Origin of the sequence: Streptomyces sp. CAU 1734 (genome assembly GCF_039888735.1) — a bacterium.
GTDB lineage: Bacteria > Actinomycetota > Actinomycetes > Streptomycetales > Streptomycetaceae > Streptomyces.
In genome coordinates this window covers 181,714-193,306 of the sequence record NZ_JBDQQP010000016.1, presented here as the reverse complement: position 1 = coordinate 193,306, position 11,593 = coordinate 181,714, and the positions used below count along the sequence as shown (strand labels likewise).

The 11,593-nt window shown below is 71.5% G+C and carries 12 protein-coding genes and 1 riboswitch; of the genes, 7 read left to right on the top strand and 5 right to left on the bottom strand.

All coding sequences use genetic code 11. The features are described from left to right. The first annotated feature begins 874 nt into the window (after positions 1 to 874). Positions 875 to 939: riboswitch (guanidine-III (ykkC-III) riboswitch) on the top strand. A 17-nt stretch (positions 940 to 956) separates the two neighbouring features. The 4 genes from AAFN69_RS28205 (at position 957) to AAFN69_RS28190 (ending at position 4,314) form a co-directional block, all read left to right on the top strand. Continuing rightward, the gene (locus AAFN69_RS28205; protein ID WP_347731664.1) at positions 957 to 1,271 is read left to right on the top strand and encodes a multidrug efflux SMR transporter; all 315 of its coding nucleotides are present in this window, start codon (positions 957 to 959) and stop codon (positions 1,269 to 1,271) included. Then, positions 1,271 to 1,639 carry a multidrug efflux SMR transporter gene (locus AAFN69_RS28200; protein WP_347731663.1) on the top strand — a complete coding sequence of 123 codons (369 nt, stop codon included), beginning with the start codon at positions 1,271 to 1,273 and terminating at the stop codon, positions 1,637 to 1,639. Before AAFN69_RS28205 ends, AAFN69_RS28200 begins: the two co-directional genes overlap by 1 nt. A gap of 798 nt (positions 1,640 to 2,437) precedes the next feature. Next, complete coding sequence (locus tag AAFN69_RS28195) at positions 2,438 to 2,983, top strand: YfbM family protein (protein WP_347731662.1); 546 nt, start codon at positions 2,438 to 2,440, stop codon at positions 2,981 to 2,983. Between the two features lie 815 nt (positions 2,984 to 3,798). Next, positions 3,799 to 4,314 (top strand): lytic polysaccharide monooxygenase auxiliary activity family 9 protein, encoded by a 516-nt coding sequence (locus AAFN69_RS28190; RefSeq protein ID WP_347731661.1) that lies wholly within the window; start codon positions 3,799 to 3,801, stop codon positions 4,312 to 4,314. Positions 4,315 to 4,483: 169 nt separating this feature from the next. Here AAFN69_RS28190 and AAFN69_RS28185 read toward each other — a convergent pair whose 3' ends face one another. From AAFN69_RS28185 to AAFN69_RS28170, 4 genes are all read right to left on the bottom strand, one after another. Continuing rightward, positions 4,484 to 4,981 (bottom strand): hypothetical protein, encoded by a 498-nt coding sequence (locus AAFN69_RS28185; RefSeq protein ID WP_347731660.1) that lies wholly within the window; start codon positions 4,979 to 4,981, stop codon positions 4,484 to 4,486. Next, positions 4,978 to 5,136 (bottom strand): hypothetical protein, encoded by a 159-nt coding sequence (locus tag AAFN69_RS28180; protein WP_347731659.1) that lies wholly within the window; start codon positions 5,134 to 5,136, stop codon positions 4,978 to 4,980. Before AAFN69_RS28180 ends, AAFN69_RS28185 begins: the two co-directional genes overlap by 4 nt. A gap of 32 nt (positions 5,137 to 5,168) precedes the next feature. Beyond that, on the bottom strand, positions 5,169 to 5,999 hold the full coding sequence (locus AAFN69_RS28175; RefSeq protein ID WP_347731658.1) for a methyltransferase domain-containing protein: 831 nt from the start codon (positions 5,997 to 5,999) through the stop codon (positions 5,169 to 5,171). A 111-nt stretch (positions 6,000 to 6,110) separates the two neighbouring features. After that, complete coding sequence (locus tag AAFN69_RS28170; RefSeq protein ID WP_347731657.1) at positions 6,111 to 6,935, bottom strand: hypothetical protein; 825 nt, start codon at positions 6,933 to 6,935, stop codon at positions 6,111 to 6,113. A gap of 217 nt (positions 6,936 to 7,152) precedes the next feature. On the opposite strand from AAFN69_RS28170, the gene AAFN69_RS28165 reads away from it, so the two are divergent. The 3 genes from AAFN69_RS28165 to AAFN69_RS28155 are packed head-to-tail and all read left to right on the top strand — an operon-like array spanning position 7,153 to position 10,771. Beyond that, positions 7,153 to 7,677, top strand: coding sequence for a PadR family transcriptional regulator (locus tag AAFN69_RS28165; RefSeq protein WP_347731656.1), 525 nt, complete (start codon positions 7,153 to 7,155; stop codon positions 7,675 to 7,677). Then, positions 7,674 to 8,363 carry an ABC transporter ATP-binding protein gene (locus AAFN69_RS28160; RefSeq protein ID WP_347731655.1) on the top strand — a complete coding sequence of 230 codons (690 nt, stop codon included), beginning with the start codon at positions 7,674 to 7,676 and terminating at the stop codon, positions 8,361 to 8,363. Before AAFN69_RS28165 ends, AAFN69_RS28160 begins: the two co-directional genes overlap by 4 nt. Further along, positions 8,360 to 10,771 carry an FtsX-like permease family protein gene (locus AAFN69_RS28155; RefSeq protein WP_347731654.1) on the top strand — a complete coding sequence of 804 codons (2,412 nt, stop codon included), beginning with the start codon at positions 8,360 to 8,362 and terminating at the stop codon, positions 10,769 to 10,771. Before AAFN69_RS28160 ends, AAFN69_RS28155 begins: the two co-directional genes overlap by 4 nt. Before the next feature lie 81 nt (positions 10,772 to 10,852). On the opposite strand, the gene AAFN69_RS28150 is transcribed toward AAFN69_RS28155, so the two are convergent. Continuing rightward, a complete protein-coding gene (locus tag AAFN69_RS28150) occupies positions 10,853 to 11,404 on the bottom strand; it encodes an HAD domain-containing protein (protein ID WP_347731653.1) in 552 nt (183 codons plus the stop codon). Between the last annotated feature and the right edge of the window lie 189 nt (positions 11,405 to 11,593).

Here is an 11,593-nt window from a genome sequence, read left to right as displayed (position 1 = left end):
GGACTGACGGCAGTAAGAAGATGGGGGGCTCGTTCGAGTTGGGTTTCGGAATGTAAGGAGGGATGAGAGAGTATGCTGTATGTAAAAGTGGGAAAAACAAGGCACACCCTAGAGCGTGAGGGGTGCTGGTCTTGAAAATGCAACCCGAGGCTCGGGGGTCGTGGTGATCTGGAGTACTGAGGACGTGGCGCGTGATTCGATCCGCCGCGCAGCGGCCGGATCGACCCCGGCAGAGGTGCAGGCCCCGTGGACGCGTGAGCCGCAGATGTTCGGGCGGGACCCGGAGGTGCTCGCTGAACGGTGAGCCGCCACGCATGTCGAGTGGCCTGGTCCAGGCGCGGGCTGATGGAGTCGTCCGGCTGGGGCGTGTACGAGCCCGGAACAGGAGGCGGAGGTCACTGCGCGAGCGGGAGAGCAGGCGCACGGAGTTCCTGGAGCGGCAGGCCGGGCGGTGGTGGGGCGAGAAGGGCGGGGTGCGGACCCGGGTATGGCTCAGCCGCGCCCGCCAGCCGCCGGATCCGGGCTCGCCGCCCGGGCCGGCCTCTTCCCCGGGGCTTCGGCAGGTTATCTGTGGAAGCCGTGCAGCGGCATCCCGTGTGGGGTGTGCGGGAGGTGGTGGTGAATCGAAGTCGACTGCTGTGGTTCCAGGGCATGCACGGGGCCCGTCATCGGCGATGTGGCAGTTCATCTGGTCCGGGAGGAGGAATATCTGGTCAGCCGCCCCGAGGATGCCGGTGCGGTGTTCGTGGTGGAGATTTCGGTCGGGGAATTCGCCGGGGTGCTGGAAGTGCGGATGTGGTTGGCAGCGGGTGGTGGGGGTGATCCGGGGCACATGGGCCGCCGGCGGGAGAGCTTTCCGTTGTGCTATACAAGTGGTGAGGCCCTGGTGGGGCCTGCGGACGACGGATCAGTACCCGCTCAGCGACAAGACTGGCCATTGGGAGGTCAGTTCCGCCATGGCGTGGTTCATTCTCATCGTGTCCGGAGTGCTAGAGGCCGTCTGGGCCACGGCGCTGTCGGCGTCCAAGAATTTCAAGCGTCCCGTCCCGACCGTTGTCTTCGGGGTCGCCCTCGCGGCGAGTATGACGGGGCTGGCATTCGCCATGAAGAGCCTGCCCACGGGGACCGCGTATGCCGTCTGGGTCGGCATCGGGGCGGTGCTCACCGCTGTCTGGGCCATGGTGACCGGCCAGGAGCGCGCTTCCACCGGGCGGGTGGTCCTGCTGCTGGGGCTCGTCGGCTGCGTGGTCGGGCTGAAGGCGGTGAGCTGATGTCCTGGGCGATTCTTCTCATCAGTGCTGTGTTCGAGGCCGTCTGGGCCACGGCTCTCGGTCTCTCGGACGGGCTGAGCAAGACCGGTCCGACCGTGGTCTTCTTCGTCGGGCTGGCGCTGAGCATGGCGGGTCTGGGTTACGCAATGATCCGGATTCCGATCAGTGTGGCCTACTCGGTCTGGATCGGCATCGGGGCGGCCCTGACGGTTCTCTACGCCATGCTCACAGGTGAGGAACCCGCTTCCGTGCTCAAGGGTGTGTTCCTCGGCGGGATCATCCTGTGTGTCATAGGTCTGAAGTTCGTCAAGACGAAGCCGGGTTCCAAGGCCGGCCGACAGCCGCCGGAGGCGCGGAGCCAGCGGTGATCACTGCCTGCCGGGTGTCGACTTCGGCACGGCACCCGGCAGGGGTGCGGGGCGGTGGCTTCAGGCTTCTGTCCGGTTCTCCGGACGGCGGCGGTAGGCGATGGCCAGAGCGATGGTGGCAGGTCCCCATACGGTGAGCGGGGATCGCTCTCCCGGTCCGGACCTCTCCCCCGCGCGGCGGGTACGAGTGCGACCGGGCCCGAGTGCCGAGTGATGCTGGGAGGACTTCCAGGAGGACACGGCGTCGTTGAGCGCGGTGCCCCCGAGGTCTTTCACCTGGTGTCCGCTGGGGAGGGTGAAGTATCTGCCCTGGTGGGTGTGGCCCGGGGCGAGCTGTCCGACGGGGTTCCTGACGGTGCCCTCGGATCACGACCACGATTGGGGCCGCTGCGGTGGTGTCTGCCGCGGGTGGGTGGTGTGGACGGTCGCGGGCTCGGAGGGGGTCGGCCGGTCCGGGTGGAACCGGGGAAGGTCCTAGGAGGGTATGAGGAAGCTGCTGTAGAGGCCGGGCGGATGGTCAGCGACCGGTAGTGGTCGGGGATGGAAAGTGCGCCGACGTCCGTGAACAGGATCTCCAGTGTGGTCGGCAGTCCGGCGCCGGTGTCGCAGCCAGGTGCGGAGGAGCCGTTGGCTGTGGCCCGTGATGTAGGTGAGGAGGCGTACGGGCCGCTCGAACGGGATCTCCTTTTCCGTCCGTGCTGATGTCTCGCGCTCACCACTCTGTCACGGGGATGCGGGGCCCGTCGCCCCCTGAGCTGTTCGCCGGGTGCTGTCAGTGGTGGCTCCTATGATCCGGCCATGAGCATGATCGGAGAGTACGTCCGTCTCACCCCCGCCGAGCTGGACCGGGCGGTGCGGGATCCGGACTGGGCCTGGGAGTTCGTCGAGGAGCAGATGGCCGCGGATCCGGGGGACGGCGCCCCGGTGGCCGGGGGCCGGCTGCACAGCACCGGGAAGATGTGGCATGCGCTGGAGTATCTGCTGGGGCTCCGAGGGGTCGGGGTGGATGTGGTGCACGGCGAGGAGGAGATACCCGGTGCGGAGGACTGGGGGTACGGAGCGCCTCGTGTGATCAGTCCGGAGCGGGTGCGGGTGGCCGCGGGGGCGATGGGGGCGATCACTCCGGAGGGGCTCGTCGAGGGGGTCGGCCCGGCGGGGCTGGCGGGCGCGGGGATCTATCCGTACGCGGGTTCCGGACCTGGCGAGGGGCCGGACGAGGCGGCGGGTGCGGGGGGTGATCCGTACGGCGGGCTGGAGGACGCGGCGGCGGCGTACCAGGATCTCGCGGCCTTCTTCCGGGTGGCGGCGCGTCTGCGGCACGGTCTGCTGGTCTGGATCGCCTGACCGCGCCGCGGTGCGGTGCGGGGCTGTCCGTCCCGTACCGCACCTCTGGTCGGCGGCGGGCGGTCAGCACCAGCTGGCGCCGGTGAGGCGGCCCAGGGCGTCGAGGGTGTCGCCGTGGGCGGCGATTTTGCGCACCCGGACTTTTTTGCCGCTGTGGGTGGCGGGGATGCCCAGGGGCTTTCAGGTGCCGCCGGTGCGGATGGGCCCGGGGCGTGGTCGTCGTCCGTGCGGGCGAGGAGGGCCGGTTTCCCTTGCTCAGTGCTGCGGGGGTGTGCGCTGGCAGTGTCGGCCTCGTCGATTTCCTGCCGTCGTGCCGCTGGACGAGGCCGGCTTCGCCGCCGCTCGGGGAGCGGGTCTCGCCGACGGCCCACACGGTGCCGCCGGCGCCGACGGTGAGGACGTTCTTGCGGTGCTGTGGCGAGACGCCTCTGAGTTCGAGCCGCTGTCCGGGCCCGTGCCGGGGTCCGGGAGTTTCACCGGCTTCCAGCGGGTGCCGCTGTTGTTGACCATGTGTCTTCCGAATCGTCGGTGGGTTCCGGCGGGGGCGCCGGTGGCGGGTTCCCGGCGGGTTGATCGGCGTTTTTCGCGGGTCGACCGGGTTGCGGGGGTTGGCTGTTGGCCGGTTCCGGCGGGTGGGCGGCCGGTGGTGGCACTGCCGCCCATCTTGACTGTGGCTCGTCAAACGCTATGGTCCAGACCAAGTGGCATGACAACAGCTCCGGGTATCCCCCGGCCGCCGGTCCACCCGCCCGGCGCCGTCCCGGCGCACCCGTCCTCGCCGCCGCGCGCTCCTCCCCCTACTCCAAGGAGCTGACATGCAGCGAAGCAGGTTAATGGCCATCACCATCGGCGCGGGCATCGCCCCGCTGCTGGCGGTGTTCCTGCCGGCCAACACCGCAAGTGCCCACGGATACATCGCGTCGCCGCCGAGCCGCCAGGCGCAGTGCGCGGCCCGCACGATCGCGTGCGGTGACATCAAGTACGAGCCGCAGAGTGTGGAAGGGCCCAAGGGTCTGCGCAGCTGTAGCGGGGGCAATGCCCGCTTCCGCGAGCTCGACGACGACAGCAAGGGCTGGCAGGTGGCCACGGTCAACCGGACGGCCACCTTCAACTGGCGGCTGACCGCGGCGCATGCCACCAGTACCTGGCAGTACTACGCCGGCGGGCAGAAGGTCGCCGAGTTCAACGACGGCGGAGCCAGGCCCGGTTACTCGGTCACGCACTCGGTGAACTTCGGCGGTGTCAGCGGCAGGCAGAAGCTGCTCGCCGTGTGGAACATCGCCGACACGCCGAACGCCTTCTACGTCTGCGTGGATCTGAACATCCGCTGACGCGGCCGTCCGCGCGATCCGGGCCGTGGTGATCTCGTCCTCGGCTCACTGAGTGCTTCCCGTCCCGCTCTCCACCGCCCCGGGGCGGTGGAGAGCGGATCGGGCGGCCGGGAAGCCTGAAGGAGCGGCACGGCGCGGGCCAGGAGACCGGGTCCCCGGCCGCGGTGGTTCAGGGATGGCGGCGCTCTGGTTCCTCGGTGGCGTCGCTCAGGTCCTCGACTCTCAGGGGCCGTTGTCCGATGAAGACGACCGCGAGGCCGTACGGGTCGCAGACGGGCAGGCGTCCCCCGGCGAATCGCAGGTGCCACTCGCCGGCGTAGAAGTTGAGCTGTGGGGTGTCCAGGGGAAACTCCGAGACGGGCAGGTCGCGGAAGGGTTCCGACTCCGCTGGGGTGAGGCCGAAGAATGCCGGGTCGGCCGCCAGTGCCCCGCGGACGAAGCGGAGTGCCGTCCCGATGTAGTGGTCGAGTCGGCCGAGTATCTCGCCGATGAGGGCGGGGTCGGCCGGGCCGATGTCGTCGGTGCCCTCCAGCAGGATGTTGACCTCGACGGGGCAGTCGTGGAGCGCGCTCCACGGCGGCTGTGCCGCGCTCCAGATCCGCAGTTCGCCCGGTCCCCGTGCGAAGTGCAGTCGTCCGATGGCGTGGTGGGGGTCCGTGCCGGTCACGGGGCGGCCGGGTGGCGCGTGCGGAACCGCTGCTCGGTGCCGTATGCGTGGAAGCGTTCCGTCTGGGTGAACCCGAGTTTCGCCGCGAGGCGCATCGAGAGGAGCCGTTCGGTTCTGATCGGGGCGGGTGGCCAGGGGGGGCCGAGCTCGGTCATGCGGGACAGCCAATCAGCGGGCTCGGCGGCGATCAAGACTCGCGGGCGGGCGGCTGTCCCCGTCCGTCGCTGTCGTGCGGGCCCGGTGAGGGTCGGGGCTCTTTCGTGAAGACGAGGACTTCCGTGGAGCCGACGCCCATGGGGGCCGGGAAGGCGGCCTCCAGGGTGCATCCGAGGCTGGCGAAGAGGTCGACGCAGGTGCGGCGGGGCATGGCGGCCGGGTAGGAGCCGTGTCCCGCGCCGCCCTGCGCGGCCCAGACGCGTACGGCGGCGGGGTCCAGGCAGGTCTCCGTCAGGACGTCGAAGACGATCCGGCCGCCGGGCCGTGTCACGCGGGCCATCTCGAGGAAGTAGCGGGAGGCGCAGAGGAAGGTGACGGTGTTGAAGACCTTGTGGGCCTGGACGAGGTCGATGGTGCCGTCGGGGGTGGGGGCGAGGCTGCTTCCCTCGGCCGGCCGGGCGATCACGCCGAAGGTCTTCACCAGGTGGTCGGCCCAGGGTGCCGCCGTCTCGTAGATCTCGTAGCGGCTCGGTGAGCACTCCTTCAGTGTCTTCTCCAGGTACCGGCCGGAGCCGGGGCCGATTTCCAGGACCGTGTCGGGGCCGTCGGCGAAGACGCCGAGGGAGCGCAGCCGGTCGATGGTGAACCCGGTGGCGCCGGGTGTCCCGTTCATGACCTCGTCGATGTGGTCGCCGATCGAGAGGCCGGCCGCCCGGGCGGCCCGCATCGTCGCCTCGAAGGGGAGGAAGTCGTCGACGCCTCCCAGATTGCCGGTGCTGCGCACGATGTCGAATCCGGCGCGGCCCAGGAGTCGTCTGACTCCGGACTTCACCAGTGACGCCGCCCTGTCCGCTGTCCTCATCGGGCCTGCCCCCAGGTCGTCTCCGCCCCCCCGGGAGTCAGCATAGGAGCGCGGGGGCGGGCATACAGCGGGACGGCGAATGACGGCGGATTCCGTATGCGGGGGCGGGATTCAGGCCCGGTGGAGCCGGAGGGGTTCGCCGGCCGCCAGGCGCTGTGCGAGGTCGTCGTGGCGGGGCGGGGAGGGAGAGGTGAGCAGCAGTGACGCGGCGGTGATTTCGGTGATCGCCCTCGCGGCGAGGTCGCGGCGTCCGGGCTCGCCGGGGCCGGACGGAAGGCGGAGCCATACTCCCCCGTCCGCGCCGACGGACACCTGGATGTCGCCGATGCCGGCCGCGGTGAGCGCGGCCCGGGCCGTGTCCCGCACCCGGGCCGCGTTGGCCAGGTCGATCCGGCGGGCGGCCGTGTGGATGGCGCGTGTCATGTCGTGGACAGCCTGTTCCACCGCGCCGACGTGGATCCGGAGGGGGCCCATGGAGACGGTGTCGGCCGCGGGGTCGTATCCAAAGCTCCAGAAGGCCCTGGCCACCTCGCGTTCGGTGGCGCCGGCCCGGGTGCGGTCTCTCTGGGGGCCGCGGCCCCTGCCCCGGGACCAGTCCTCGAAGTGGGTGAGGCCGTCGCGTATGTGCTTGGCATCGGGTATCGCCGTCTCGAACCGCTCCCGTGCCCGGGAAAGCTCCAGGGCGGCTTCGGGGCCGGCGGCCGACTCGCCGAGGGCGAGTCGCTGGAGCCTCTGCGCCACCAGCAGTTGCTGCAGGGCGATGCAGAGGTGCCGCGCGTCGATCTGGCGGGTGTCGAATCCTCCGATCGCCTTGTCGCCGGCGTGCATGCGTTCGACCGCGAGCAGGGCGGCCCGTCCCCACCACTGGGCCTCCGACAGGGCGATCGCTTCCGGGTGGTCGGCCGGCGACCAGTCATCGGGCGGGGTGTCTGTCATGACCGACATCTTCGCCGTCCGGTGTGCCGGTGTGCCGGGTTTTTCCGCTGTTCACCGGTGGTGGGCGTCGTTGCGCGCGGAGAGGGCGGGTGCCGGTGGTGTCCTGGTGAGGCGGGTGCCGGCGGTCCGGTCCCTCCCGTGCGGCGGGTCGGTGGGGTTCGGTGTCCCGGGAGACGGCTATACATGAGGTGTATACCCAGTGTGTATAGTCCTCCTCATGTCCATGGGTCACACCCTGCTCGGGCTGCTGGAGTCCGGGCCGCGCCACGGTTACGAACTCAAGCGCGCCTTCGACGAGAAATTCGGCCACGACCGGCCGGCCCACTACGGGCAGATCTACGCGACGATGTCGCGGCTGTTCAGGAACGGGCTGGTGGCGATCGACGGAGTCGAGCCGGGCGGCGGGCCGGAGCGGAAGCGGTACGCGATCACCGAGGCCGGGATCACCGATGTCGGGCAGTGGCTGGGGCGGCCGGAGAAGCCCCAGCCGTATCTGCGGCCGACGCTCTACACAAAAGTCGTCCTCGCCCTGATCACCGGGCGCAGTGCCGCCGGGCTGCTGGACACCCAGCGGACCGAACACCTGCGGATGATGCGCATGCTCACCGGCCGCGAACGCGGCGGCGGCTTCGCCCCTCAGCTCATCCGCGACCACGCCCTGTTCCACATGGAAGCCGATCTGCGCTGGCTGGAGCTGACAGCCGCGCGTCTCGACCGGCTCGCTAAGGAGGTCGGCGCGTGAGCGCGTACCCCGGTTCACTTCTCTGGGCCCGTGATCTGCGGAAGGTCTACGGCCCCACCCCCGCCCTCGACGGGGCGTCCTTCTCCGTCCGCGCGGGTGAGGTGGTCGCCGTGATGGGGCCGTCGGGGTCGGGGAAGTCGACCCTGCTGCACTGTCTGGCCGGAATCGTCACCCCGGACTCGGGGGCGATCGGCTACGGCGGCCAGGACCTCGCCGGCATGTCGGACGCGCGCCGCAGCGCGCTGCGGCGGTCGGAGTTCGGGTTCGTGTTCCAGTTCGGACAGCTGGTGCCGGAATTGACGTGCACGGAAAATGTGGCGCTGCCCCTGCGGCTCGCCGGCACCGGGCGCCGGGAGGCGCAGCGGGCCGCGCTGGAGCGGATGGAGCGGCTGGAGGTGGCCGAGGTCGGGAACAAGAGACCCGGTGAGGTCTCGGGCGGGCAGGGGCAGCGGGTCGCGGTCGCGCGGGCGCTGGTGACCTCGCCGCGGGTGATCTTCGCCGACGAGCCGACCGGGGCACTGGACTCGCTCAACGGCGAACGGGTGATGCAGCTGCTGACCGGGGCGGCGCGGGAGACCGACGCCGCGGTCGTCCTGGTGACCCATGAGGCCAGAGTGGCCGCATACTCGGACAGGGAAGTCGTTGTGCGTGATGGCAAGGTGCAGAACATGGCGGGCGCGGTATGAGTCAGCTCACGAGACCACCCGTCGTCATGGTCACCGGGACCGGGACCGACGGCGCGGGCGGGGTCCGGGGCTGGGCGAGGGAGCTGGCGCTCGGTCTGCGCTTCGCCGTCACCGGCGGCCGGCGCGGCTGGATACGCACCGCTCTGACCGCCTTCGGCGTCGGGCTGGGCGTGGCCATGCTGCTGGTCGCCTCGTCCATCCCGCAGCTGCTGGACAACCGTGAGGACCGCCGGGACGCCCGCCAGCTCGCGCCGTACGGTTCCGAGAGGCCGTCGGACCGCTCGTTCCTCTATCTGAGCGACAACACCGTCTACCGCGAGGTGCCGGTCACCGGCATGCTCCTGCGGGCCGAGGGCGGGAGCCGCATCGCCGCGCCGCCCGGTCTGGCCGAGCTGCCGGGCCCGGGTGAGATGGCGGTCTCCCCCGCTCTCGCCGAGCTGCTGTCCTCCCCCGAGGGGGCGCTGCTGAAGGAGCGGCTGCCCCACCGGGTCACGGCCACGATCGGGGAGCGCGGCCTGACCGGGCCGGACGAGCTGATCTATTACGCGGGCAGCTCCGAGCTCACGGACGCCAACGCCGGCGGTCGCGCCCACGGCTTCGGCGGGGCGCCCGAATTCAGCGAACCGCTCAACGGGGTGCTGCTGCTGATCGTCCTGATCGCCTTCATCGCCCTGCTGCTGCCGGTCGCGGTGTTCATCTCCACCGCCGTGCGCTTCGGCGGCGAGCAGCGCGACCGCCGGCTGGCGGCGCTGCGGCTGGTCGGCGCGGACCGGGCGATGGCGAACCGGATCGCCGCCGGCGAGTCGCTGGGCGGGGCGCTGCTGGGCCTGGTGGTGGGCGGCGCGCTGTTCGCGCTCGCCCGGCAGTGGGTGAGCGCGGTCACGGTCTGGGACATCTCCGCGTTCCCCTCCGATCTGGCGCCGAATCCGGCGCTGACCGTCCTGATCGCGGCCGCCGTGCCGGCCGCCGCGATCGTGGTCACGCTCTTCACGCTGCGCGCCGTGTCGATCGAGCCGCTGGGTGTGGTGCGCGACACCGCGCCGCGCGGCCGGAAGATGTGGTGGCGGGTGCTGATCCCGGTGCTCGGTCTCGTGCTGCTGCTGACCCAGGCGGGCTCGGTCTCGATGGGCGGCACCTCGATCAACTCGCTCCTGATCGGCGCGGGTGTGCTGATGGTGCTGGTGGGCATCACCCTGATGCTGCCCTGGCTGGTCGAGGCGGTGGTGAGGCGGCTGGACGGCGGACCGGTCGCCTGGCAGCTGGCGACCCGCCGGCTCCAGCTGAGCAGCGGGACGGCGGCCCGGGCGATCAGCGGGATCGTGGTCGCGGCGGCCGGGGCCATCGCGCTCCAGACCCTCTTCAGCTCGGTGGAGGGCGACTTCACGGCGCCGACGGGGGCGGACGTCGAGCGGGCCCACCTCCAGGTGTTGTCGCAGGTCCGGGACGGGTCCGAGGCACTCGCCGTGCTCGGGGAGTACCAGCGGGCGAAGGGTGTCGCCGGGCTGGTCGGGACGGTGCGGTCGACGGCCAACCGGCCGGGGCCGAAGCCGGCCGGCGAGGAGGAGTTCCCCTTCACCGCGCTCACGATCGGCGACTGCGCGTCGCTGCGGCAGCTGGCGAAGCTGCCGTCCTGCGCGGACGGCGATGTCTTCACCATCCGCCGGGACGGGAAGTTCTCCCCCTATCTGTACTACCCGCGGGCCGGGGAGAAGCTCTCGCTGGGCGGCAACCGGAACAACGCCGAGCCCGGCCGGCAGCTGGCGTGGCGGATCCCCGACGGTGCCCGGCAGGTGCGGACCCTCACCAACCCGGTGGGCGAGCGGGCGGGCGGAGTGCTGGCCACGCCCTCCGCCGTTGATCCGGCGAGGCTGGCGAAGCCCCGGATCTCGGCCATGATCCGGCTCGACCGCACGGTGCCGGACGCGGTGGAGCATGTGCGCAACGCGGTGGCCGAGCTGTCCCCGCCGACCCGGCGGCCCAGTGTGACGGAGATCGAGCTGAACGAGGTAGACCCGAGGTTCGCGAGCATTCGCACCGGTCTCCTCGTGGGCGCGACGGCCACGATGGCGCTGATCGCGGTGTCGCTGCTGGTCACCACGTTGGAGCAGCTCCGGGACCGCAGGCGGCTGCTGTCGGTGCTGATCGCCTTCGGCACCCGGCGGTCCACGCTCTGCTGGTCGGTGCTGTGGCAGACGGCCGTGCCGATCGGGCTGGGGCTGGTGCTCGCGGCCGCCGGCGGGATGCTGCTGGGCCAGGTGCTGCTGCTGATGGTGGGCACGATCGCGACGGACTGGCTGGTGTTCCTGCCGATCACGGCGGTCGGGGCCGGGCTGATTCTGCTGATCACGCTGCTGAGCCTGCCGCCGCTGTGGCGGATGATGCGGCCGGACGGTCTGCGCTCGGAGTAGCCGCTGGAGCGGGGCGGGGGCGGGGGGTGCGGGGAGGTGTTCCCCGTACCCCCTTTCGTGCCGCCCGGGGGCGCGTCGTGGTCACCCGGTCCCGGCCCGGGCCTTCGGGCGGCGGCGGGGCAGCCGGCCGGCGAGCGGGGCGGGGCGCGGCGGGGCGGCCAGGAGCCGGTCGACGTGGTGGCGTTCGAGTCCCCGGCGGGCGTCGACGCGCAGCAGCAGCCGGTCGCGGCGGAGGAGGGAGTTGCGGACGAGGCGGGGCGGGATGACGTCGTCGAGCCAGGCGAACGGGCGGGGGCCGGCGTGGCGCAGCAGCGGGGCCCACTTGGCGGCGGAGAACAGCTCCAGCACCGGTGTCCGGGGGTCGCCGGGCTGTGGTGCGCAGCCGGTGAAGCGGACGACCGGCAGCTGCGGGAGTCCGAGCGCGGGCGCGATGTGGGTGTTGGCGTTCTCCTCCCAGGTCGTGGCCCAGCACAGTTCGTGCACCTGTGACAGTTCGTGCAGCCAGTCGCCGTGCCGGCGGGAGAGCAGAACGCGGAATCCCAGCAGGGTGCGGGCCTCGAAGTCCGTCGCGGGGTGGGGGGCGGCCGGGTTGAGGACCCCGTCGACGTCGAGGAAGAGGAACGGCTTGGGCACGGGGCTCCCGGTGGTCGGACGATGCGCTGTCCGTCCGAACGACTGGCGGCGCCGGCCGGTTCCCCGGGGGGTGTTCCCGGGGCTTTGCCTCCCGGCGCGCCGCTCCCGTCCCGGCGGGCCGGGACGGGGGCGGCGTGTGTGGAGCCGGTCGCGCGCCGGTCAGCGGCCCGGGGTCGGCTCCACGGCGAC

What these genes read in the sequence shown, in the direction of transcription:
- AAFN69_RS28205 (WP_347731664.1), top strand. Translation starts at nt 957, where the DNA reads ATGGCGTGGTTCATTCTCATCGTGTCCGGAGTGCTAGAGGCCGTCTGG.
- AAFN69_RS28170 (WP_347731657.1), bottom strand. Translation starts at nt 6,935, where the DNA reads ATGACAGACACCCCGCCCGATGACTGGTCGCCGGCCGACCACCCGGAA.
- AAFN69_RS28165 (WP_347731656.1), top strand. Translation starts at nt 7,153, where the DNA reads ATGTCCATGGGTCACACCCTGCTCGGGCTGCTGGAGTCCGGGCCGCGC.
- AAFN69_RS28195 (WP_347731662.1), top strand. Translation starts at nt 2,438, where the DNA reads ATGAGCATGATCGGAGAGTACGTCCGTCTCACCCCCGCCGAGCTGGAC.
- AAFN69_RS28155 (WP_347731654.1), top strand. Translation starts at nt 8,360, where the DNA reads ATGAGTCAGCTCACGAGACCACCCGTCGTCATGGTCACCGGGACCGGG.
- AAFN69_RS28190 (WP_347731661.1), top strand. Translation starts at nt 3,799, where the DNA reads ATGCAGCGAAGCAGGTTAATGGCCATCACCATCGGCGCGGGCATCGCC.
- AAFN69_RS28175 (WP_347731658.1), bottom strand. Translation starts at nt 5,999, where the DNA reads ATGAGGACAGCGGACAGGGCGGCGTCACTGGTGAAGTCCGGAGTCAGA.
- AAFN69_RS28200 (WP_347731663.1), top strand. Translation starts at nt 1,271, where the DNA reads ATGTCCTGGGCGATTCTTCTCATCAGTGCTGTGTTCGAGGCCGTCTGG.
- AAFN69_RS28180 (WP_347731659.1), bottom strand. Translation starts at nt 5,136, where the DNA reads ATGACCGAGCTCGGCCCCCCCTGGCCACCCGCCCCGATCAGAACCGAA.